The following is a 20,917-nucleotide window of genomic DNA, read 5'->3' on the forward strand; positions in this document are numbered from 1 at the left end:
CGATCGTAGAACCCATGATCGCTCTGTCTCTGATCGCTCTTGCCGCGCATACGACCCTGCCGGCCGACCTCGCCCTGCCGGAGCCGACCGGCCCGAAGCCCGTCGGCACGACGAGCCTGCACCTGATCGACTCCAGCCGCCCCGACCCATGGAACCCGAACGCCGGCGAGCGCGAGCTCCTGGTCACGCTCTGGTACCCCGCCCGCAAGGCCACCGGGGAACGGGCGCCCTACGTCACCCCGCAGGAGTCGGCCGCCATACTCAAGCCCTACGAGAACGTGCCCCCGGACGCCCTCACCCGGGTCGAGACGCACGCCAGACGCGAGGCCCCCGTACGCGGAGGCCGCCTGCCGCTCGTCGTCATGTCGCCCGGGTTCAGCTTCCCGCGGGGGAGCCTCACCTCGCTGGGCGAGGACCTCGCCAGCAAGGGATACCTGGTCGCGGCAGTGGAGCACACGTACGAGTCGGCGGCCACCACGTTCCCCGACGGGCGGACCACCACCTGCCTGGCGTGCGTGAAGGGCCAGGACGGCGCGAAGGTCGCCGCGAGCCGGGTGGTGGACGTGCGCTTCGTGCTGGACGAGCTGGCCAAGGGCCGCTGGGGCAAGGCGATCGACCGGTCGAGGATCGCCATGGTGGGCCACTCGATGGGTGGCAACAGCGCCGCCCACGCCATGGCGGCCGACCCGCGGATCAAGGCAGGCGCCAACCTGGACGGCTCCTTCCAGCCGATCGTCGAACGACTGGACCGCCCGTTCCTGCTCATCGGGGCCCCGCCGCAGCGCACGCCGGACGGGAGCGATCAGTCGTGGAAGAAGTCCTGGGCCGGCATGACCGGGCCGAAGCGCTGGATCACGGTGGCGGGGACCGACCACGCCGCCTTCGTCGACTACGCCGTGCTCAGACCGCCGCTCGGCATCCCCGCCCAAGAGCTCGACGGCACGCGGGCGTTGCGCATCACCCGCGCCCATCTCGCCGCCTTCCTCGACCGGCACCTACGCGGTAAGAACACGCCGGTCGAGGCCTATCCCGAGGTCACCGATCACACGCGGAACGCGTCGGCGTTCTCCGCGGCCCACTGAGCGAAGCCGCGCGCGTCCCGGCCGGTGACCTCTCGCACGGTCGGGACGACGGTGTAGCCGACCTCCGGCGTGTTGCCGAGCGCGTTGACGAGGAACTCGATGGTCTCCTCGCCCATGCCGTCACCGCGCCACTTGGCCCGCGCCTCGTCCACGGTCAGCTCCACGAACCGCACGTCTCTGCCGATCGCCGCGCCCAGGATCACGACCTTCTCCCTGAGCGTGATCGCCTCGGGGCCGGTCAGCGTGTACGTCTTGCCGTCGTGTCCCCCCTGGACCAGCACCGTCGCGGCCACGGCGGCGATGTCGCGCTCGTGCACCAGCGCGCTCAGCCGGTCGCCGAACGGCTCCTTGATGACGCCTTCTGTCCTGATCGTGTGCGCCCACCAGCGCAGCGTGTTGGACATGAACTCGACGGGGTGCAGCAACGTCCACTCGATGTCGGTGCCGGCCAGCGCCTGCTCCAGCTCGCCGTCCACGCGCCCGCCGAGCACCGTGACCCGCCGCACGCCTGCCGCGGCGACCAGCTTCACCAAACCGGCGCCGTCCGGCAGCGGCTGGTAGTCGTCACCCGCGAAGTTGATGAAGTGCACGCCCTCGATCCCGTCGAAGACGCCGGCCAGCGTGTCGAGCCTGGCCAGGTCGCCCGCGACCACCTCGACGCCCTCGGGCAGGTCTGCCTTGGCGGGATTCCTGGTCAGGGCCCGCACCTGCTGCCCGGCCGCGAGGAGCTCCTCGACGACGAGACGGCCGACGGTCCCGGTGGCTCCGGTGACGAGGAAAGTCATGGCGAACCTCTTTCTGTTCGGAACGGAACGTTCTGCTCTGACTATAGCAGAACGGAACGCTTCATTCCTTATAATTCTTGAGTGAGATGGCGTTCGCGGCTCGGTGAATCGGCCCGGCGATCCGCTCGACCATGCGGTCGCGTCCCGGCAGGTGGGGCAGCAACTTGATCATCTTGATCTGGATCCAGAGGGCCAGGCGTGACGGGATCACCATGCCCTTGAGGTTGGCCTCGGCGAGCGCCTGGTTGGCTGCGACGAAGCCGCGCAGCTCCCGCTCGTAGCCGTCCGCGCCGCCGCCGGTGGCCAGCTCGCCGGCCAGCACGTACGCCCCCACGAGCGCCAGACTCGTGCCCTGCCCCGAGGCCGGCGAGGCGCAGTACGCCGCGTCGCCCACCAGCATGGCCCGGCCCTTCGACCAGCGGTCCATCTGGATCTGGCCGACCGAGTCGAAGTAGAAGTCCTTGGCGTCCCGCACGGCCTCGAGCAGCCCGGGTACCTCCCAGCCGGTCCCATCCATGGCTCGCGCCAGCAGCTCCTTCTGCTCGGTCACGCTTCTGTGGTCATAGGCCAGCGGCGGCGACGACCACATGAATAACGCTTTGGCGCCCGTGTCCTGGCGGGTGCTGTAGACGTTCGCGGTCCGGCCCGGCGCCGCGTGCACGGCCTCCTCGCGGTCCAGGCCCAGTGTGTTGGGCACCGTGCAGATCGAGATGTAGTGGCCGAGGTGGCGGGCGAAGCGCTCCTCCTCGCCGAAGGCCAGCCTCCTGACGTTGGAGTGGGCGCCGTCCGCCCCGATGATCAGGTCGAACGCGCGCGGCTGCGAGTGTTCGAAGGTCACCGTGCCGTCGTCGGCGATGGCGATGATCGAGTCGTCGAAGATGTACTCGACCTCGTCGCACGTCAGCTCGTACAGCAGTTCGTTGAGGTCGCCGCGCATGATCTCGACGTCGTCGCCCGTGCGGCCGCCGAACAGGGCGGCGTCCATGGTCGCGACCGGCCTGCCTTTGGCGTCGTAGTGGGTGGCGACGCGCATGTCCGTGCTCCTGGCGCGGACCGCGTCCATGAGCCCCATGCGCTCGATCACCTGGAGCGCCGCGCCCCGGATATCGATCTTGTAGCCGCCCTCGCGAAGGGCGGGGGCGCGCTCCACCACGGTGACGGCGAAGCCGTGCCTGCGCAGCCAGTAGGCCGTCGTCGTGCCGGCGATGCTGGCGCCGGAGATCAGAATATTCGTCATGCCGATGACGCTACATCCGTCTCAGACGCTTGTCTAGTACGACTGTGCTATTCTCTGGATATGGGAAACAGGGAAGATCTGCTGGCCGGGGCGAAGCGGTGCCTGATCGAGAAGGGCTACTCACGCACGACGGCGCGGGACATCGCCAACGCTTCCGGCGTGAGCCTGGCGGGCATCGGCTACCACTTCAGGTCGAAGGACGCGCTGATGAACGAGGCGCTGTTCGAGGTGATGCGGGAGTGGGGCGACGACCTGGCCGCGACCCTGGCGGCCGACGTCAAACGGGACGCCACGCCGCTTGAGCGGTTCGAGGCGGCGTGGGATCGGGTGGTCGAGTCGTTCTCGCGGTTGCGGCCACTGTGGGTCACCCAGTTCGAGCTGCTCGGGCAGATCGACCACATTCCGGAGGTGCGCGAGCAGCTCGTGCACGGCATCAAGGAGGCGCGGCTGGGGCTCGCGGAGCTGTTCGAAGGCATCCAGCCAGAGAGCGATCCCGAGCGTGCGCGGCTGACCGGGACCTTCTATCAGGCCATGCTGACGGGGTTTCTGTCCCAGTGGCTGTTCGACCCGGACAGTGCGCTGTCGGGCCGCGAGGTGGTCGCGGCCCTGCGCATGATCGCCTCCTAGAAGGCGCTTATCGTGGCCGGGGCGCGCTCGGCGCGGCTCAGCGTGCGGATGACCGCGGTCGCCCCGTGGCGGTGCACGGCCAGCCGGGCCAGCAGGTCGACCACCGGCTCGATGACCGACTCCGGCAGGGCGGGCGTCTCGATGCCCACGCTGGCGGCCAGGTCGTCGGAGTGCACGACCAGCTCGACCAGCCTGGTGAGCAGGAAGTCGTCCAGCATGAGCGACCAGTCGGCCCACGGCAGGTGCACGACCCGGTCGGCGGGTTCGGCGGGCAGTGCGGCGGTCAGCAGGTCGAGCAGCGCCTGCGTGCGCTCCACCAACGCGGCCGACCCGTCGGCGGCGGCCGCCTCGCCGCCGCGCCGGACGAACACATTGCTCTCGTGGTCGAGGCCTGCCTGCACCCACGGCGACTTCGAGAAGTGCTCGATGAGCCCGATCGGCTCCTGGGTGGCTCCGTTTTCGGCCGCCAGCGCGTCGCGGACCCTGACGATCTGGTGGGCCAGGTGCCCGGCCAGGCCGCCGACGCTGAACTCTGTGAGCGCGCTCGGCTTGTCCCACGCCGCCGCCACGGCCGGGTCGCGCAGGAGCGACACCGCCGACGTCGCGGCCACCAGATAGGACTGCCTGCTCTCCCCCATATGTCGCCCTTCCTCTGGTTTAGGTGGTAACTCGGGCCAACACTATCCCCCCGCCGATGAGTGCGAGTGCCGTCATCCTGCCCATTGAGACGGCCAGCATCAGGATCAGCCAGTTCATCGGGCCGCCTCCTTCAGCGCCGCCGCCAGGGACTCCTCGTGCCGGGCGCGCAGGTGGGCCAGCGCCGGGTCGAGGCGGGCTCGCGGGGCGTGCCCGGGCCGTACGCGCCGCCGCGCGCGCCGCACCACCTCGGCCAGCGGTGGCTCCACGACGGTCCACGCCCGCCGGTGGGCGCCAGGTCGCGGTAGACGTACCCGGCCTGCGGATTGGCGGCTCGCTAACCGGACGACGTGTCCACCTACAATGGCCGACATGGAAAGAGCCGACGCCGCGCGCAACCGCGCCCGGATCCTCGAAGCGGCAGCCCAGCTCTTCGCCGAGAAGGCGCCGCAGGACGTGACGATGGACGACATCGCCAGGAGGGCGGGCGTGGGCCGGGGCACGCTTTACCGCCGCTACCCGGACCGGGCCTCGATCGCCGTCGCGCTGCTCGACGAGCACGAACGGGAGCTGCAGGAACGGCTGCTGCGCGGCGAGCCGCCGCTGGGCCCTGGCGCGCCGGCCGCCGAGCGGCTGGCCGCCTTCTACACCGCCATGGTGCGACTGCTGGAGGACCACGCGCACCTGGTGCTCGGCTCGGAAGTGGGCCGCACGCGTTTCGAGACCGGCGCGTACGGCTTCTGGCGGGCACACGTGCGGGTGCTCCTGGTCGCCGCCGGCACGCCCGGCCCCGACGCGCTGGTCGACGTCCTGCTCGCGCCTGTGGCCCCCGAGGTGTACGGCTATCAGCGCTCGGTGCTCGGCCTGACCCCTGCCCAGATCAGCGAGGCGCTGACCAGGCTCACGGCGATCCTAGAACCCTCGTGATCGTGGACCTGATGAACGCGCGGGCCAGCTTGGCCCTCCTGAACCGGCTCAGCGGCGGTGCCGTCGTGCCGTACCTGCGGGCGCGCACATCGGCCACCACGATCGCGGGCGCGCCCAGCTCGTGCAGCACCTCCAGGGCCTCCCGCTTGCTGATCAGCCGCCCGTCCCGCAGCGTGACCACGGCCCTGGCGACCGTGACCATGCCCAGGTCCACCCAGATGTCGTGCAGCCACCGGCGCCGTCCCCCCGTCCTGTCCAGCCAGAAGTTCCGCAGGTCCGCCCGGACGTACTCGGCCAGCTCCGCGTCCGAGACCGGCGGCAGCAGGCCGGTGGGCGGCGGCCCGTGCAGCTCCAGGGGCGTGGTGTGCAGTTCGCGCCGGGTGACGGCGGTGACCGGACGCCGGAAGATCTGCGCGTGCGCCCATGTCACGTGCTCGGTCGACAGGTCCGCCAGCTCCTGTCTGGCCATGTACGAGCAGTGCAGCTTGTCCGCGAGCGGCAGGTCGATGGCCCGGTGCAGGGCCTTGAGCCGCCGCCACTGCGCCATCGTGATGGGCTCGGCGACGACGGCGATGAGGTCCAGGTCGCTGCGGCCCGGCTGGTAGTCGTCGGTCGCCAGTGAGCCGTGCGCCCATAACGCGACAAGGGGAACGGCCGGCTCCACTGCCTCGAGGAAATGCCTTAGCAGGCGGTCGGTCGCTGCGTGCATGATGGCAACTATGATCGATACACGCCGACGTGAAAAGGTCGCGTTGATCACTGGTGTGGGACGCACCATTGGCATCGGCGCGGGAATCGCCCGCCAACTGGCGGCTTCAGGCTGGGACATCGCCTTCACTTACTGGCATGCCTACGACGAACGCATGACCTGGGGGCCCGAGCCGGCGGCGACGGAGACGATCACCAAGGATCTCGCCGAGCGCGGCGCGGCCACCGCCGCCATCGAGGCGGATCTCATCGACGTCGAGACCCCCGCACGCGTCTTCGACGCGGCGGAGCGGCAATTGGGCCAGGTCACCGCCCTGGTGATGTGCCATTGTGAGTCGGTCGACTCCGGCCTGCTCGACACCACCGTGGAGAGCTTCGACCGGCACTTCGCCGTGAACGCGCGCGCCACGTGGCTGCTGATCCGGGAGTTCGGCAGGCGTTTCCAGGGCGCCAAGGGGTCCGGCCGGATCATCGCCCTCACCAGCGACCACACGGTCGGCAACCTGCCGTACGGGGCGAGCAAAGGCGCGCTGGACCGCATCACCCTGGCGGCCGCCTCTGAGCTCGCTCACCTCGGCATCAACGCGAACGTCATCAATCCCGGCCCGGTGGACACCGGTTGGATATCGGACGAGCTACGCGAGACCCTCGTCGGACGCATAGCGCGCGGCCGCCTCGGCACCCCGGAAGACACCGCGCACCTCGTCGACTTCCTCTGCTCGCCGCAGGGGGAGTGGATCAACGGCCAATTGCTGATGAGCAACGGCGGCTGGGCCTGAACGGAGAGCAGATGCCTATGCCCGTCACCCCCTCCGCGACGGTCGCCGATTGGGCCAACACGATCACCGGCGTGTTCGCCGGCTGACCGCCCAGATCGTCAAGGTGTGCTGAACAGGGCGCTCACCGACTCGCCGTCGTGGATGCGGCGCATGGCCTCGGCCAGGGCGGGCGCGATCGACAGGACCGTGAGCTTGTCGCTGGGCTTGGGCGGCGGCACGGTGTTCGTGCAGACGATCTCCTCGATCTCCGGCAGCGCGCTCAGCCGCTCCACCGCCCCGCTGGAGAACAACCCGTGCGTGCAGGCCACGCGCACCGAGCGCACGCCGCGCTCGCGCAGCCGGTCGAGCAGCTCGATGACCGTGCTGCCCTTGGCGATCTCGTCGTCCAGGACGATGACGTCCTTGCCCTCCACGTCGCCGATGACCGAGCTGATCACCACGCGGTCGTCGCTGAAGCGTTGTTTGGCGCCCATCGCGACGCCGGTGCCGAGCAGGCGGGCGAAGTGGGCGGCCTCCTTGGCGTTGCCGAGGTCGGGGGAGACGACGACCGTGTTCGACAGGTCGTACTGACGGAAGTGCGCGGCCAGCTCCCGCAGTGCGTGCAGGTGGTCGACCGGGACGCTGAAGAAGCCGTGCACCTGCGGCGAGTGCAGCGTCATCGCCAGCACCCGGTTGGCGCCCGCGGCCACCATCAGGTCGGCGACCAGCCGCGCGCCGATGGAGATGCGTGGCGCGTCCTTCTTGTCCGATCTGGCATAGGCGTAGTGCGGGAGCACGACGGTGGTCCTGGCCGCGGACGCGCCGCGGGCGGCGTCCAGCATGAGCAGCAGTTCGACCAGGTGCTCCTGGACGGGCGGGACCAGTGGCTGGATGAGGAAGACGTCACGCTCGCGGCAGTTGGCCTGCAACTGCACTTCCAGCACGTCGTTGGCGAAGCGACTGACCTGGACGGGGTGCAGGGGAGTGCCCAGGTGGGCACAGATCTCTTCGGCCAGTTCGGGATGGGCGGTGCCGCTGAAAACGGTGATGTCTCGCACGGTTCCCAGAGCATAGCGACCAGGTGCACACGTTCACGAGAGCAGGTCGGGGGTGAGCGCGTCGAGTCCAGGCAACACCCGCCAGGCCAGCGCGAGCGCGTCCGGCGCGGGCGGGTATGTCGGGTGCGGCACGGCGATCACCCGCATCCCGGCGGCGTGCGCCGACCGCAGGCCGTTGCTCGAATCCTCGACCGCCACGCACCCGCGCGGGTCGACCTTCATCCGCCGGGCCGCCTCCAGATATCCGTCCGGCGCCGGCTTGCCGCGCGCGACCTCCTCGGTGGACACCGTGGCCGCGAAACACTCCTTCAGCTCGGCCGCGTCCAGCACCACGTCGATCAGCCGGCGCGGCGACGAGCTGGCCAGCCCCAGCGTGACGTGCCCGGAGGTGCGCCGCACCGCCTCCACCGCACCGGGCAGCAGCGGCACCTCGTCGCGGTAGCGCGCGGCCATCTGGTCCACCACGCCGCGCGCGATCTCGTCCGGCGTCATCCGCACCCCCAGCTCGGCCAGGTACGCGGCCCACTCGCCCGTGCTCATGCCCATGAGCCTGGACTGGGTGTCCGGCTGCCATGTGCCGCCGTGCTCGGCGACGAACGCCCGTCGCACCTCCTCCCATACCGGCTCTGAATCGACCAGCACGCCGTCGAGGTCGAACACGCACGCTTCCATGGCATCTCCCGTGGGGATCGACAGGTCCAACATCATCGCATGTCCTTATTGCCCGAGATTCATCCTCTTAGGGGCGTTCATTGAGCTACCCCGGGCTGAATACCGGGCATGCGGCTAGGCATGGCAGATCTTCCATTTCACGACAAGGGCGACTTTGCGGACGCGGATCGGGGATTCATCGCCAAGCTCAGCCCCGCCGTGATCAAGACTGTGGACGGCAGGGTCATCTGGGACGGCGACTCCTACGACTTCCTCCAGGGGGAGTGCCCGGCGACGGCCCATCCCAGCCTGTGGCGGCAGGCCCAGTTGTGTGCCAGACAAGGTCTGTACGAGGTCACCGACGGCATCTACCAGGTACGCGGCCTGGACCTGTCCAACATGACGCTGGTCGAGGGCGAGAGCGGCGTCATCGTCGTCGACCCGTTGATCTCCACCGAGTGCGCCGCCGCCGCGCTGAAGCTGTACCGGGCCCACCGCGGCCCCCGGCCCGTCACCGCCGTGATCTACACGCATCCCCACGCCGACCACTTCGGCGGCGTCCGCGGCGTCACCCGCGGCGGGGTGCCCATCCTGGCCGCTGCCGGGTTCCTCGAACAGGCGGTGTCGGACACCGTGTACGCGGGCCCGGCGCTCACCCGCCGCGCCGTCTACATGTACGGCCCCGCCCTGCCCCGCTCGCCCGAAGGCCAGATCGGCTGCGGCCTCGGCATGACCGTCTCGACGGGCAGCCTGTCCTTCATCCCGCCCACGGTCGGCATCACCCGCACTGGACAGGAAGAGACGGTCGACGGCGTACGGATGGTCTTCCAGCTCGGCTCGGGCGCTGAGATGACGATCCTCCTGCCCGACCGCCACGCGTTGTGCCTGGCCGAGAACGCCACCCACAACCAGCACAACCTGCTGTCCCTGCGCGGCGGCCCGTACCACGATGCCCGGGCCTGGGCGCGGGGCCTCAACGAGACGCTGTCCCTGTTCGCCGGCCAGGCCGACGTCGCCTTCGCCGCACACCACTGGCCGACGTGGGGCCGCGACGACATCGCCCGTTTCCTGTCCCGGCAGCGCGACATGTACGCCTACCTGCACGACCAGACCCTGCGCCTGCTCAACAAGGGCCTGACGGCGGCCGAGATCGCCGAGGCCGTGCAGCTGCCGCCCGAGCTCGAGCGCTCCTGGCACACCCACGGCTACCACGGCTCGGCCAGCCACAACGTCAAGGCCGTCTACCAGCGGTACGTGGGCTGGTTCGACGGCAACCCCGCGCACCTGTGGGAGCACCCGCCGCGCGAGAGCGCGATCCGCTACGTCGAGTGCCTGGGCGGCGGCGCGGCCGTGGTCGCGTTCGCCCGGCGTTACCTGGCCGAGAACGACCTGCGCTTCGCCGCCCAGCTGCTCAACCACGCCGTCTTCGCCGACGAGGGCAACAAGGAGGCCCGCGACCTGCTCGCCGAGGTCTACACCAGGCTCGGCCGCGGCGCGGAGAACGCCACGTGGCGCAACTTCTACCTCATGGGCGCGCTGGAGCTGGCGGACGGAATCGTGCCCGCCACCGCCGACACCGTCCCGGCCGATCTGTGCGCCGCGCTGAGCGTGGAGCAGATCTTCGACTCGCTGGCCATCCGCGTGGACGGCCCGCGGGCCTGGCACGAGCGCCTGGCCATCGACTGGCACCTGACCGACCTGGGGGAGCGGCACCGTACGACGTTGTCCAACGGGGCGCTGATCCACCAGGCGGAGCCGCGTGACGAGGCCGCGGACCTGACGTTGCGGCTGACGAAGGCGCAGCTGCTCGGCCTGCTGTCGGGCAAGGGCGTCGAAGGCGTGGAACGGGAGGGCGACACCTCGGCGCTGCGGCGGCTGGTAGCGGTGCTGGACCGGCCGGTGCCCGACTTCGCCATCGTCACGGCGTGAGGGCCCGTCGGCGCTGCTAGAGGGCTATCGGGCGGCGCTTGCGGCGGCCTCAGTCGGAGCGCCGTCCGGCCGCCGCACCCAGCGCCCGGCAGGCCAGGGCCAACAGGGTGACCACCATGGCCGCGACGCCGGGGCCCAGCACCAGCGGCACCGTCAGCCCGCCCGCGTGCCAGGCCGCCGCCAGGACCGCCGCCGACGTCAGCGCGCCCACCCCGAACATCGCCCCCCACAGGGGGAGCACGTGCAGGTAGGAGAAGAGCAACGGGAACACGAGCCACACGAACGGCGGCGCCGCCACGGCCAGCACCGCCCAGCCCGCGGTCACCGAGCCCAGCCACACCCGCTTGCCCTCGATCGCGATACCGGCGGCGTAGACCAGACCGAGCAGCATGCCGCCGACGGCCACGGCCACGCGGTCCTCGCGCAGCAGGCCGAGCACGGCGACCACCAGCAGCCCGTAGGCGGTGGCGTGCACCGTCCACAGCAGCATTCGCAACGGTATGTCCATCATCAATCACTAACAGTAACTGGAAGGTGACTGCCGCCGCCAGGTGCGTCAGGTGGTGCGGCGAGGTCGCTGGACAGCGGTGATCAGGTAGTACAGGACCCCGGCCAGCACGAGCGCGATGACCACGCCGATGTTCGCCGCCCCGAACGTGCTCTTCTCCAGATCCTCACTCATGAGGAAGCCCACGACGTTCGCGATGTTCTGGTCGGCGGACGTGATGAGGCCTAGCCCCACCGCCGACGCCACCACCAGCGACAACACGCCGGGCCAGTTGACGGCCGGCGCCCCGGCCCGCAACAGGCGCTCGTCGTAGGCCCGGCCGCCGGCCCGCAGCCGCCACATGTCCACCAGGAAGATCGCGACCCAGGCCGCCATCACCACGCCGACGATCGCCAGGAACGCCTGGAAGGTGGCGAGGAAGCTGCTGGAGACGAACAGCAGGTAGTAGCCGCCGAGCACCATGAGCAGCCCGTCGATCAGCACCGCGTAGTGCCGCCTGATCGGCACCCCGAGCGCCAGCATCGACAGCCCGGACGAATAAATGTCCATGATCGCCCCGGCCAGGAAGCCGCCGATGGCGGTCAGCAGGTACGGCAGCAGGAACCACGTCGGCAGCACCCCCGCCAGCGCCCCCACCGGGTCGCCGCCCGCCGCCCCGGCCAGCTCCGGATCGCCGCCCGCGAGCAGCACCCCGAACACGAGCAGCACCATCGGCGGCAGCGCGCCCCCGAGCGCCGTCCACAGCGCCACCGATCTCGGAGGGGAGCTCGTGGGCAGGTAACGCGAATAGTCGGCGCCGCAGTTGACCCAGCCCAGGCCCAGCAGGGTCATCGCGAAGATGATCCCGCCCACCCAGCCGCCGGGCCCGGCCGTGGTCTCCAGCGACGCACCGAGCCGGGGCGCCATGAGGATCATGTAGATGACGGTCAGCACAATGAACGCGTACGTCAGATACCGCTGCACCACCATGATCATGGCGTGGCCGTACACGCCGACGGCGATCACCACCACGGCGGCGACGGCGAAGCAGATCGCGGTGGCCGTCGTGCCGGGCAGGCCGGGCACGAGCCGCGCCAGGATGGCCGCGCCGCTCTGGGCCGCCAGCGTGACCAGGACGATTTCCCAGCCGACGTTCGAGATGTAGGAGAAGACCGTGGGCAGCTTGTTGCCCTGGTAGCCGAACGGGGCCCGCCCCAGCGTCATCGTCGGCACGCCCGACCGCGCGCCGCCGACCGCGACCAGGCCGACCAGCAGGAACGACAGCGCGTACCCGATGGCGCCGGTGATGACGGCGGGCACGACGCCGAGGCCGAGGCCCACGATGTACACGCCGAACGCGACGCCGAACAGGGACAGGTTGGAGCCGGCCCACGGCCAGAACAGGTCACTGGGGCGGCCGCGCCGCTCCGCCTCGGGAACGGCGTTGATGCCGTTTTGCTCGACGGTCATCGTGTCCATGATCGGACGTTACCTGCCTTCCACGGAGAAGCCCATCCCTGGGGTATTCATGGGTAGCCAGGGCTGATATTTCATAGCTTGCGGGGAATCATCGTCGGGCCGCGGCGGCCGTACCGACTCCTGCCGCGCGGAGAGGTAGCCGTCATGGGGGCGTCCGGATTCGACTCGCGCCGGCACGCTCTGGCCGTGTGCCTGGTGGCGGCGTTCATGAGCGGTCTCGACGTGAGCATCGTGAACGTGGCGCTGCCGTCCATCAGGGAAGGGCTGGGGGCGACGGAGGACGGGCTGCAGTGGACGCTGTCGGGGTACGCGCTCACGTTCGGGCTGCTGCTGATTCCGGCCGGCAGGTTGGGGGACGCCAGGAGCCGGCGGGCGATCTTCATGTTCGGGGTGGCGTTGTTCACGCTCGCCAGCGCGGCGTGCGGGTTCGCCGGCAACATGCCGCTGCTGATCACGGCCAGGCTGGTGCAGGGCATGGCGGCCGGCATGCTGAACCCGCAGGTCTCGGGGCTGATCCAGCAGATGTTCCAGGGGTATGAGCGGGCGCGGGCGTTCGGCGTGCTCGGCGCCACCATCGGCCTGTCCACGACCGCAGGACCGCTGATCGGCGGCGCCCTGGTCAGCGCCTTCGGGCCCGATTACGGATGGCGGTGGGTGTTCCTGGTGAACCTGCCGATCGGCATCGCCCTCCTGCCTCTGGCCTACCGCGTGCTCCCGGCCCCGCGCCCCACGGCGGTGTCCCGGGATGGCCGGGGGCGGCGCGAGAGCATGGACCCGGTGGGCGTGCTGCTGCTCGGCGTCGGCATCGCGGGCCTGTTGCTGCCGTTCATCCAGCGGCATCAATGGGAGGGCGGGACCAAGTGGCTGCTCATCCCCGCCGCGTTCACCGTGCTGGCCGGGTTCGTGGCATGGGAGCGGATCTATCCCCGCGAGCCGCTGGTGAACCTGTCCCTCTTCCGCAAGCGCTCCTACAGCCTGGGCTCGGCCATAGCCCTGTTCTACTTCGCCGGCTTCACCGGCATCTTCTTCACCTTCACGCTGTACCTGCAGAGCGGCCTCCACTACAGCCCGCTGATGGCCGGGTTGTCGATCACGCCGTTCGCCCTCGGCTCGGCCTCGGCGTCCGTGGTCGGCGGGCGGCTCGTGTCGCGGGCCGGACGGCGAGTGGTGGCCGTCGGCCTCACCACGGTGATCGTCGGGCTCTGCGCCACGATGGCCGCGACCGCGCTGGTGCCCGGCCAGGGGGTCGGGCTGGCGACCGCGTTGCCGCTCCTGGTCGCGGGGGTGGGCAGCGGTCTGGTGATCTCGCCCAACCAGGCGATCGCCCTGTCCGAGGTGCCACCCGAAGGCGGTGGAAGCGCGGCCGGGGTGCTGCAGACGGGTCAGCGGCTGGGGTCGGCCATCGGGATCGCGGCGGCGGGCTCGACGTTCTTCGGCTCACTGGCCGACGGCTGGCCGACGGCCTTCCGTCACGGCCTGCTGGTGGTGCTGCTCTTCGTCGCCGTCGCCCTCGCCGCCGCCGTCTACGACCTCATCCGCACCTACCGCTCCGCTCCACGGGACCAGCGCTGACCGCCCCGCCCGGCTTGTTCAGCAGCACAGGAGCCTCGCCTCCACCGCCCGGCCCGGATCGATCCCCTTCAGCGGCCGATCCGGCCGCATCGGAGCCACACCGCCGAGGCTCAGCAACCACGCCCACGTATCGGCCACCGTCTCCGCCACGGGCCGCAGGCGCAGCCCCGCCGCCACGGCCTTGGACACGTCACCTCCGTGCATGTAGTCGTAGTCCTCGCCCACCAGCCAGATCGGCAGCTGGATCCACGGCGTCACCCCAGCCGCCAGGATCACCTCAGCCTCGACCCACCGCAGCTCGGCTTCGGCCCCGGTCACCTTCACGCAGGTCTCGAGCAGCTCCCGCATCGTCACGAACCCCGGAGGGCTCACCACGTTGAACGCCCCGCCGATCCCGCGCTCGGCCGCCCGCAGGCACCACACGGCCAGGTCACGCGCGTCGACGTATTGCAAACCGAGGTCGGCGGGACCGGGCGCGAGCACCGGCCCGCCACGGGCGATCCTGCTCAGCCACCACGGCAGCCGCCCGACGTTCTCGTAAGGCCCGATGATCAGCCCCGCCCTGGCCAGCAGTGCCCGCTCCCCGAACGCCGCGACCGCCGCCAGCTCCGCCCCCGCCTTGTTCCTGGCGTAGTCGGAGGCGTCGTCATCGTCGGCGGAGGCCGCCACGACCGGCGCGCTCTCGTCCGCGCCGAAAGGCAAGGGCTCGGCGTAGACCGACCTGCTGGACACGTAGACGTAGTGACCCGCGCGCTCGGCCAGCAGCGACGCGGAGTCCCTGACCGCGGAGGCCGCCCACGACCAGGTATCGACCACGACGTCCCATTCGCCGTGCTCCAGCGCCGCCAGCCCGCCGGCCGCCGTCCGGTCACCGCGTAACGCCGTCACCCCCGCGGGCGGCTCGTGGCTGCCCCGGTTGAACACCGTCACATCCCATCCCAGGCCCAGCGCCTCTTCGACGACCGCGCGCCCGACGAACTCCGTGCCACCCAGCACCAGAACCTTCATGGCACCTCACTCTGGCCCAGGCGCCTCCGCGCGAACAGACGTCCACGCCATCAGCGGAATCGCCACAAGCGAAAACCCGAGGTGCTCAGACCGATCCCGGGCCGACCGCATGCACAGAGCGTGGCGAATCGCCCCTCTTGGCCCCCTGTTTACCCAATCTCGATCTATATAGCACCAGATCAAGCGGCTTGATGTTGTGTGGGCCACACCTGGGTAAGTGTCACAGACAGTGAGTACGGGGGATGGATGGCGACGAGGCTCTTTCCGCGTTCGATCCGGGCGCGCCTGACCATGATCGCGACTTTGGTCGCGGCGCTGGTCTTCACCGCCACGTCCACCATCACCCTCGCCACCGTGCCGAGCAGCCTGCACGGCCTGGTCTATGCCCGGGAGGAGCTGGCCGTGCGCAGGGTCGCCAACGACGCTCGCGACGGTCAGCTCCCGGCCGAGCTCGAGCCGGCGTCGAAGGTGCACCTCTTGCAGGTGGTCTCCCAGCGGGGCAAGGTGCTGGCCGCCACTCCTGACCTCCGTAGCGACCCGCCGATCCTGGGGGCCATGCGGGCCGTCCAGCCCGGAAAGATCTACGTGACCGAGCAGATGTTGCCGCCGGCCCTGGGCGAGGAGGAGGGTGAATACCTCGTCATGGCCATGCCCGTGCGCACACCCCAGGGCCTCCTCACCGTTTACGGCGCCGTCTCGCTCAACGAGGTCAACCGCTCCCTGACCTGGCTCTACCTTCTGGTCTTCCTCGGCACCCCGCTGGTCCTGCTGATGGTCGCGGGCACCACGTGGGCGGTGGTCGGATTCGCCCTGCGCCCGGTCGAGCGTATCCGCGCCGAGATGGCGGAGATCACTGGTCAGGACCTCAGCAGGCGCGTCCCCGTACCCGACACCGGTGACGAGATCACCAACCTCGCCGCCACGACGAACCACACGCTCGACCGCCTCGAACGCTCCGCGGAAACCCAGCGCCGCTTTGTCGCCGACGCCTCGCACGAGCTCCGCAGCCCCATCTCGGCCTTGCGCACCCAGCTCGAGTTCGCCAACGCCTATCCGGAGGAAACGGACTGGGCGGCCACCGGCGCCCGCGCCCTGGCCGCCGCCGAGCGCCTCACCTCCATCATCGACGAGCTGCTGATGCTGGCCAAGCTGGACGCGGGCGCGGTCATGCACCGCCGCGTGGTGGACATGTGCCACGTGGCAGCCGAGCAAGTGCGCCGCCGCGAACCGCCCAGAGTCCCCATCGTCCTGGCCCCCTGCCACCCGGCACCCGTCCACGGCTCACCCGTGCAGCTCGACCGCCTCCTGACGAACCTCCTCGACAACGCCACCCGGCACGCCGCCACCAGAATCGACCTCACGGTCACGGTCGAGGACGACAAGGTGATCGTCACGGTGGCGGACGACGGCGAGGGCATCCCGCCGGAGGACAGGGAGCGGGTCTTCGAACGATTCACCCGCCTGGAGAGCGCCCGGGTCAAGGACAAGGGCGGCAGCGGCCTCGGACTCCCCCTGTCCCGCGAAATCGCCACCGCCCACGGCGGCACGCTGACCATCGCCGAGCACGAGCCCGGGGCCCGCTTCGTGGTCGTGCTCCCGCTGTACGAGGGCGGGCCGTAGCTTCCGGAGGCGATGGCTCAGTAGGAGACCGTGATCGCGCGGGCGGGGCCGTCGAGGCGGATCCGGCCACCGTACGGGATCACCAGTTTCGGATCGGTGTGCCCGAAGTCGACGTCGAAGACGATCAGCGCGTCGTCGTTGTACTCGGCGAACGCACGCAGCACCGCCTCCCGCTGGTCCCGCGCGTACACGATCCGCTCCTCAGGAGTGGTGCGGCGCTCGAGCGACCAGCCCCGGGCACGCCCGACCATGACGCCGCCGAAGCGGCGCAGCAACCCACGCTCGCCCATGCAGCGCAGGATCCGGTAGACCTCCGTGGCGCTCGGCATCTCCTCCGAGGTCTCGAAGAACAGCACCCCGCCCTCATGCTCGGCGGCCGGCCGGATCGCACGGCCGGCCATCAGCAGCCACGACACGATCTCCAGGCATCCGCCCCAGCTCACGCCCTCGACGACCCGGTCCGCGTTGTGCCAGGTCCAGCCGTCCGGGCACGGCGTCATCGGCGGCTCGCTCGCGAACGTCTCGGGCTCGTCCCACGGCCGGTCCACGTCGGTGTAGGCGGCGGCCGCCCGCAACTCGTACGGACCGCTGGTGAACAGCGCGGCGCGCAGCGACTCCGCGGTGAGCGGATGCATCGCCCCAGCCCGGCCGAACTCCGTCATGACCGCGCCGCCGTGGTATCCGACGATCCCGAGGTCCCAGAGGAAGGCCAGCATGTTGGTGGCGTCGCTGTAGCCGAAGAACGGCTTCGGATGGGCCTTCAGCAGGTCGCGGTCGAGGTGGGCCAGCACGGTGATCTGGTCGTCGCCGCCGATGCTGCTGATCACGGCGGCGATGTCCGGGTCGGCGAAGGCGGCATGGAGGTCCCTGGCGCGGTCGGCCGGCGACGACCCCATCCTGCGGGTCGTCGGATACTCCACGGGGACCAGGCCGAAGTCGTCGCGCAGCCGCCGCAACCCCAGCTCGTACGGCATCGGGAAGATCTCCGGCAGCCCGGCGGACGGCGACACGACGGCCACCCGGTCACCAGGCTTCGGCTTGCCGGGGTAGGAGGGGTTATGCATGAAAGTATCTTTACTGATTCCCTGCGCCCACGCGGACACAAGCGTCACACTGTTCCGTGCGGCCACGCACGTGCTCTCTTCCGTCTTCGGACGATGCCCCTCCAGGGAACACGTGCTGGCCGTCGCCGGACGCACGGCACGGGCTGACGACTATTGGCCGAGATAGTCGTAGCGCGGCGGAGCTTGGCTGACGATGAGCTCACCATCGCGGACTTGCCATTCGGTTTGGCCATGTATTTCGTGATAGGCGAAGAACAGGCAGCAGACGCGGTCGCTATCTTCATCGACTGCGGGAAGCGCGGCGATCTGCCGGATCAGGTCGAGCACCTCGTGGACTTCCTGCTCGCGGACGGCTCGGGCGTAGCAGGCGGCGTCCAGCCAGCCTCCCGCAGGGAAATGGTGGTAGAGGAGGCCGGCTTACTCCCGGGAGGGTCAGTTCCGGTCCCAGATCCGCCCGGTGGCCCAGGCGTACTCCCATGCCTGGAGGTCCGGCGGCTCGATGCCGAGACCGGTCAGGATGGCGCAGACCTGTTCGCGGTGATGGTTGGCATGGTTGACGGCCTGAGCCACGAAGATGCCGGCGCGCACCTCACGAGTTCCGTTGTCCACGACGATCACGCGTTCCACGTCGATCGGCTTGGCCAGCACCTGCTCCCAGAGCTGCTCAGCCTCTGACGCCCAGACGAAGAGCTTGTGAAGGCCGGCGTCCTCATCGCCGTCAACCCAGTCGAGGTCGATCTCAGCCAGGCGCCGCACGTAGCTCCCGTCCGACACGATGATGTGGCGCAGCGTGGAAAGGATGCCGCCAAAAGTGCCGACGCCGCGAACGTCGAGCTGTCGCGCAGACAGATCCTGATCCCGGCAGAAGCTCACCAGCTGTTTTGTCGCCCAGTTGTTGTGGCGGATTGCATCGAGCACGACCTCATTCACGATCCGCTCCTCTTTGCGGCACCACGTAGCCAAGATGCTGCCGAGACATCCCTTGCGGCCGCAACGCAATATAACGCCAATGCGCCGACCAGGCCGATACCCGTCACATCACGGCCTCCTGCTCACCACGAGCTGTACAGGTGATCCGTCGAGCCGGTCAGCCTGGGCCGGGTGTAATGGGCCTGGGATAGGTGCACGCCAGTGGCCAGTGGCCCATCCGCTCTCGGCCAGGACCGTACCTCCTGCCGCCTTGTACGCTGCGATGGTGTGCTCGCCGGAGGTGTTCGGGGTCACGCCGAAGCGTCGCAATACTTCGCTGGGAAGCAGGTCCTGGACGAAATTGATGCACAAGAGGGTAGTGCCGACATCGTCGGTCCATCGGTCACACAACCAGGTGTAATCCGCCGCGGTCGCCTTGATCATGGTTTCCCTTGAGTCGTCCCGAACAAGGCCATCAGCAACGGGCACGAGACGATTACGGTGGCAGGCCCGACCTCGCAGGCCGCCGCGACGGCGGGAATCGCACCGTCGCGGCGGGCCCATCGGAGATCGAGAAGGTCAGTCGATCACGGTGATGCGGTTGGTGGCGGGCGGCGCGGTGGGCTTGTTCGCGCCGAGGTAGTCGACGAAGGCGTCGATGTCCAGCGGCCCGCTCCACAGATCCGTCCCGTCCTGGAAGGCCAGGAAAGCGTCACCGCCGCCCACCAGGAAGCTGTTCGCCGCGACCCGGATGGTCTGCGTGTCCGTCACCGACACCTCGTCGATCTTCATGTCCGACACCTTGGAGCCCCATGCGGCGCTCCGGCTGTAGGTGTAGGTGAAGTTCGCCGAGGGCTGCAGGATCTTGGTGAACGCCTGCTTGTTGGGCCCGCCGGTGAACTGCTGCTCCAGCACCGTCTTCAGCTGGGCACCCGTCAGGGTCACGACCTGCATGAGGTTGTTGAACGGCTGCGTGGCGAACGCCTCACCGTACGTCACGACGCCGTCGCCCTCGTTCGCCGGCGAGGTCGCGTACGTCAGCGGCTCCCGTACACCGCCCGGGTTCATCAGGGCGATCTGCGCGTTGCCGCCGGTCTTGGTGGCGGCCAGCTGGGCGTCGGCGATGAGGTCGCCGAGCGGGGTCTCGCCGGAGGGGGCGGCCACGATGGCGAGGTCGGTGGTGATCATGCCGACCGGCTTGTTGGCGACCGGAGCGACGCGATTCTTCCACGTCTGCACGAAAGCAGAAATTTCAGGATCGGGGGCAACCGTCCGCGTGACCACGTGGTTGTCGGCCACGACCGAGGTCCGCACGATGTCACGGGTCCGGACATTGACGTTCATGTCCACCTGCGTGATGACGCGGCCGAACGAGCCGCCCTGCGAGTAGACGCGATCGTTGCCCGCCGGGTCCTTGACCTTGCACAGGTACGCCTGGTGCGAGTGCCCGCTGAGCACGAGGTCGACCTCGGCGTCCACCTGCGTGGCGATGCGGTTGCCGGCGCCCGGGATGGCGCTGCACGCGTCCGGCGACTGGCCGACGGTCACCTGGTCGCCCTCGTGGACGAGCACGACCTGCGCCTTGACGCCCACCAGCTTGAGCAGCTTGGAGGCGACGTTCGCGGCCTTGACCTCGTCCACGAACTTGAGGTCCTTGATGCCCTCGGTCGTGACGATGCTCGGCGTGGTCTGCGTGACGAGTCCGATGAAGCCGATCGGCACGCCGTTCATCCACTTGACGCTGACCGGCGGCAGCGCGGGCACGCCCCAGTCGGCCAGCAGCTGCTTGACCTCCGGCTGCTTGGCACCGAGCGCGGTGAGCGTGGCGAGCGCGTCGGTCTTCTCGCTGGGGTTCTTGAACAGGACGTTCGCGCCGACGTAATCGAACTGAGCGCCCTTCCACTCGCCGACCGGCGAGCAGCCGTCGACCGGGTGGCAGCCGCCGTCCATGATGCGGCGCAGCTCGGCGTACCCCTCGTCGAACTCGTGGTTGCCCACCGCGGCCACCTTGAGTCCCAGCTTGTCCATGAACTCGATGGACGGCTCGTCGTGGTACGCCGCGGAGATCAGCGGCGTCGCGCCGATGAGGTCACCCTGGGCCACGGCGATGGTGTTCTGGTCGGCCAGGGCCTTCATGTGCGTGGCCACGTAGGCCGCGCCGCCGGCGTTGATGGTCTGCCCGTGCTCGTCCACCATGCGGCCGGAGGACCCGGTGGGAGGCTCGAGGTGACCGTGGAAGTCGTTGAGCGCGAGCAGTCGTACGGGAACCGTACGCGGCGGGGCCTTGCTCGCGTCCGCCGGGAGGGTGGCGAGCAGGATCGCTCCCGACGTGACGGCTCCGGCGAGCGCCAGCCGGAGTAAGGAACGAGACGTCATGGCC

Annotated in this window: 22 protein-coding genes; 7 read left to right on the forward strand and 15 right to left on the reverse strand. The window is 69.7% G+C overall.

The features are described from left to right. Window positions 1-14: 14 nt before the first annotated feature. Window positions 15-1,082, forward strand: coding sequence for an alpha/beta hydrolase family protein (locus ACTWQA_RS46475; RefSeq protein ID WP_443165254.1), 1,068 nt, complete (start codon window positions 15-17; stop codon window positions 1,080-1,082). On the opposite strand, the gene ACTWQA_RS46480 is transcribed toward ACTWQA_RS46475, so the two are convergent. Next, entirely contained in the window at window positions 1,043-1,867 is an 825-nt protein-coding gene (locus tag ACTWQA_RS46480) for an NAD(P)H-binding protein (RefSeq protein WP_443165255.1), read from the reverse strand. The two genes, ACTWQA_RS46475 and ACTWQA_RS46480, sit on opposite strands and share 40 nt — an antisense overlap. A gap of 61 nt (window positions 1,868-1,928) precedes the next feature. Then, complete coding sequence (locus ACTWQA_RS46485) at window positions 1,929-3,104, reverse strand: FAD-dependent monooxygenase (RefSeq protein ID WP_443165256.1); 1,176 nt, start codon at window positions 3,102-3,104, stop codon at window positions 1,929-1,931. A 60-nt stretch (window positions 3,105-3,164) separates the two neighbouring features. Between ACTWQA_RS46485 and ACTWQA_RS46490 the strand changes: the two genes are divergently transcribed. Next, window positions 3,165-3,731, forward strand: a complete 567-nt coding sequence (locus ACTWQA_RS46490) for a TetR/AcrR family transcriptional regulator (RefSeq protein ID WP_443165257.1) — start codon at window positions 3,165-3,167, stop codon at window positions 3,729-3,731. On the opposite strand, the gene ACTWQA_RS46495 is transcribed toward ACTWQA_RS46490, so the two are convergent. Together ACTWQA_RS46495 and ACTWQA_RS46500 are read right to left on the reverse strand one after the other, a co-directional pair. Continuing rightward, window positions 3,728-4,369 carry a maleylpyruvate isomerase N-terminal domain-containing protein gene (locus ACTWQA_RS46495; RefSeq protein ID WP_443165258.1) on the reverse strand — a complete coding sequence of 214 codons (642 nt, stop codon included), beginning with the start codon at window positions 4,367-4,369 and terminating at the stop codon, window positions 3,728-3,730. The two genes, ACTWQA_RS46490 and ACTWQA_RS46495, sit on opposite strands and share 4 nt — an antisense overlap. Window positions 4,370-4,483: 114 nt before the next feature. Continuing rightward, window positions 4,484-4,636 (reverse strand): hypothetical protein, encoded by a 153-nt coding sequence (locus ACTWQA_RS46500; RefSeq protein WP_443165259.1) that lies wholly within the window; start codon window positions 4,634-4,636, stop codon window positions 4,484-4,486. A gap of 103 nt (window positions 4,637-4,739) precedes the next feature. Between ACTWQA_RS46500 and ACTWQA_RS46505 the strand changes: the two genes are divergently transcribed. Beyond that, entirely contained in the window at window positions 4,740-5,294 is a 555-nt protein-coding gene (locus ACTWQA_RS46505; RefSeq protein WP_443165260.1) for a TetR/AcrR family transcriptional regulator, read from the forward strand. Here the strand turns inward: ACTWQA_RS46505 and ACTWQA_RS46510 are convergent. Continuing rightward, a complete protein-coding gene (locus ACTWQA_RS46510; protein ID WP_443165261.1) occupies window positions 5,269-6,003 on the reverse strand; it encodes a nucleotidyltransferase domain-containing protein in 735 nt (244 codons plus the stop codon). The two genes, ACTWQA_RS46505 and ACTWQA_RS46510, sit on opposite strands and share 26 nt — an antisense overlap. A gap of 1 nt (window position 6,004) precedes the next feature. Here ACTWQA_RS46510 and ACTWQA_RS46515 point away from each other — a divergent pair, with 1 nt between their 5' ends. Next, a complete protein-coding gene (locus ACTWQA_RS46515) occupies window positions 6,005-6,781 on the forward strand; it encodes an SDR family oxidoreductase (RefSeq protein ID WP_443165293.1) in 777 nt (258 codons plus the stop codon). Window positions 6,782-6,879: 98 nt separating this feature from the next. On the opposite strand, the gene ACTWQA_RS46520 is transcribed toward ACTWQA_RS46515, so the two are convergent. Further along, window positions 6,880-7,818 carry a ribose-phosphate diphosphokinase gene (locus ACTWQA_RS46520; RefSeq protein ID WP_443165262.1) on the reverse strand — a complete coding sequence of 313 codons (939 nt, stop codon included), beginning with the start codon at window positions 7,816-7,818 and terminating at the stop codon, window positions 6,880-6,882. A gap of 33 nt (window positions 7,819-7,851) precedes the next feature. Beyond that, window positions 7,852-8,526, reverse strand: a complete 675-nt coding sequence (locus ACTWQA_RS46525; RefSeq protein ID WP_443165263.1) for an HAD family hydrolase — start codon at window positions 8,524-8,526, stop codon at window positions 7,852-7,854. A gap of 84 nt (window positions 8,527-8,610) precedes the next feature. On the opposite strand from ACTWQA_RS46525, the gene ACTWQA_RS46530 reads away from it, so the two are divergent. Beyond that, the gene (locus ACTWQA_RS46530) at window positions 8,611-10,398 is read left to right on the forward strand and encodes an alkyl/aryl-sulfatase (protein WP_443165264.1); all 1,788 of its coding nucleotides are present in this window, start codon (window positions 8,611-8,613) and stop codon (window positions 10,396-10,398) included. A 49-nt stretch (window positions 10,399-10,447) separates the two neighbouring features. Here the strand turns inward: ACTWQA_RS46530 and ACTWQA_RS46535 are convergent, their stop codons facing one another. Together ACTWQA_RS46535 and ACTWQA_RS46540 are read right to left on the reverse strand one after the other, a co-directional pair. Then, window positions 10,448-10,894, reverse strand: a complete 447-nt coding sequence (locus tag ACTWQA_RS46535) for a hypothetical protein (RefSeq protein ID WP_443165265.1) — start codon at window positions 10,892-10,894, stop codon at window positions 10,448-10,450. Window positions 10,895-10,954: 60 nt separating this feature from the next. Beyond that, the gene (locus ACTWQA_RS46540) at window positions 10,955-12,355 is read right to left on the reverse strand and encodes a purine-cytosine permease family protein (RefSeq protein ID WP_443165266.1); all 1,401 of its coding nucleotides are present in this window, start codon (window positions 12,353-12,355) and stop codon (window positions 10,955-10,957) included. A gap of 153 nt (window positions 12,356-12,508) precedes the next feature. Between ACTWQA_RS46540 and ACTWQA_RS46545 the strand changes: the two genes are divergently transcribed. Then, the gene (locus tag ACTWQA_RS46545) at window positions 12,509-13,936 is read left to right on the forward strand and encodes an MFS transporter (RefSeq protein ID WP_443165267.1); all 1,428 of its coding nucleotides are present in this window, start codon (window positions 12,509-12,511) and stop codon (window positions 13,934-13,936) included. 18 nt (window positions 13,937-13,954) lie between these two features. Here the strand turns inward: ACTWQA_RS46545 and ACTWQA_RS46550 are convergent, their stop codons facing one another. Beyond that, a complete protein-coding gene (locus tag ACTWQA_RS46550) occupies window positions 13,955-14,944 on the reverse strand; it encodes an NAD-dependent epimerase/dehydratase family protein (RefSeq protein WP_443165268.1) in 990 nt (329 codons plus the stop codon). Window positions 14,945-15,235: 291 nt separating this feature from the next. Between ACTWQA_RS46550 and ACTWQA_RS46555 the strand changes: the two genes are divergently transcribed. Next, entirely contained in the window at window positions 15,236-16,564 is a 1,329-nt protein-coding gene (locus tag ACTWQA_RS46555) for an ATP-binding protein (RefSeq protein WP_443165269.1), read from the forward strand. 17 nt (window positions 16,565-16,581) lie between these two features. On the opposite strand, the gene ACTWQA_RS46560 is transcribed toward ACTWQA_RS46555, so the two are convergent. The 5 genes from ACTWQA_RS46560 to ACTWQA_RS46580 all read right to left on the reverse strand — a co-directional run bounded on the left by ACTWQA_RS46560 (window position 16,582) and on the right by ACTWQA_RS46580 (window position 20,913). Then, window positions 16,582-17,628 carry a S66 family peptidase gene (locus tag ACTWQA_RS46560; RefSeq protein WP_443165270.1) on the reverse strand — a complete coding sequence of 349 codons (1,047 nt, stop codon included), beginning with the start codon at window positions 17,626-17,628 and terminating at the stop codon, window positions 16,582-16,584. A gap of 150 nt (window positions 17,629-17,778) precedes the next feature. Continuing rightward, window positions 17,779-17,955, reverse strand: a complete 177-nt coding sequence (locus tag ACTWQA_RS46565; RefSeq protein ID WP_443165271.1) for a hypothetical protein — start codon at window positions 17,953-17,955, stop codon at window positions 17,779-17,781. Window positions 17,956-18,060: 105 nt separating this feature from the next. Then, a complete protein-coding gene (locus tag ACTWQA_RS46570) occupies window positions 18,061-18,558 on the reverse strand; it encodes a DinB family protein (protein ID WP_443165272.1) in 498 nt (165 codons plus the stop codon). A 108-nt stretch (window positions 18,559-18,666) separates the two neighbouring features. Beyond that, a complete protein-coding gene (locus tag ACTWQA_RS46575; RefSeq protein WP_443165273.1) occupies window positions 18,667-18,981 on the reverse strand; it encodes a hypothetical protein in 315 nt (104 codons plus the stop codon). A gap of 135 nt (window positions 18,982-19,116) precedes the next feature. After that, window positions 19,117-20,913 carry a bifunctional metallophosphatase/5'-nucleotidase gene (locus ACTWQA_RS46580; RefSeq protein ID WP_443165274.1) on the reverse strand — a complete coding sequence of 599 codons (1,797 nt, stop codon included), beginning with the start codon at window positions 20,911-20,913 and terminating at the stop codon, window positions 19,117-19,119. Window positions 20,914-20,917: the final 4 nt, after the last annotated feature.

The organism is Nonomuraea sp. 10N515B, assembly GCF_052245915.1.
Classification (GTDB): Bacteria; Actinomycetota; Actinomycetes; order Streptosporangiales; family Streptosporangiaceae; genus Nonomuraea.

Coding starts and splice junctions, on each gene's coding strand:
- ACTWQA_RS46475 (WP_443165254.1), top strand. CDS start 15: ATGATCGCTCTGTCTCTGATCGCTCTTGCCGCGCATACGACCCTGCCG.
- ACTWQA_RS46480 (WP_443165255.1), bottom strand. CDS start 1,867: ATGACTTTCCTCGTCACCGGAGCCACCGGGACCGTCGGCCGTCTCGTC.
- ACTWQA_RS46485 (WP_443165256.1), bottom strand. CDS start 3,104: ATGACGAATATTCTGATCTCCGGCGCCAGCATCGCCGGCACGACGACG.
- ACTWQA_RS46490 (WP_443165257.1), top strand. CDS start 3,165: ATGGGAAACAGGGAAGATCTGCTGGCCGGGGCGAAGCGGTGCCTGATC.
- ACTWQA_RS46495 (WP_443165258.1), bottom strand. CDS start 4,369: ATGGGGGAGAGCAGGCAGTCCTATCTGGTGGCCGCGACGTCGGCGGTG.
- ACTWQA_RS46505 (WP_443165260.1), top strand. CDS start 4,740: ATGGAAAGAGCCGACGCCGCGCGCAACCGCGCCCGGATCCTCGAAGCG.
- ACTWQA_RS46510 (WP_443165261.1), bottom strand. CDS start 6,003: ATGCACGCAGCGACCGACCGCCTGCTAAGGCATTTCCTCGAGGCAGTG.
- ACTWQA_RS46515 (WP_443165293.1), top strand. CDS start 6,005: ATGGCAACTATGATCGATACACGCCGACGTGAAAAGGTCGCGTTGATC.
- ACTWQA_RS46525 (WP_443165263.1), bottom strand. CDS start 8,526: ATGATGTTGGACCTGTCGATCCCCACGGGAGATGCCATGGAAGCGTGC.
- ACTWQA_RS46530 (WP_443165264.1), top strand. CDS start 8,611: ATGGCAGATCTTCCATTTCACGACAAGGGCGACTTTGCGGACGCGGAT.
- ACTWQA_RS46540 (WP_443165266.1), bottom strand. CDS start 12,355: ATGACCGTCGAGCAAAACGGCATCAACGCCGTTCCCGAGGCGGAGCGG.
- ACTWQA_RS46545 (WP_443165267.1), top strand. CDS start 12,509: ATGGGGGCGTCCGGATTCGACTCGCGCCGGCACGCTCTGGCCGTGTGC.
- ACTWQA_RS46550 (WP_443165268.1), bottom strand. CDS start 14,944: ATGAAGGTTCTGGTGCTGGGTGGCACGGAGTTCGTCGGGCGCGCGGTC.
- ACTWQA_RS46555 (WP_443165269.1), top strand. CDS start 15,236: ATGATCGCGACTTTGGTCGCGGCGCTGGTCTTCACCGCCACGTCCACC.
- ACTWQA_RS46560 (WP_443165270.1), bottom strand. CDS start 17,628: ATGCATAACCCCTCCTACCCCGGCAAGCCGAAGCCTGGTGACCGGGTG.
- ACTWQA_RS46575 (WP_443165273.1), bottom strand. CDS start 18,981: ATGATCAAGGCGACCGCGGCGGATTACACCTGGTTGTGTGACCGATGG.
- ACTWQA_RS46580 (WP_443165274.1), bottom strand. CDS start 20,913: ATGACGTCTCGTTCCTTACTCCGGCTGGCGCTCGCCGGAGCCGTCACG.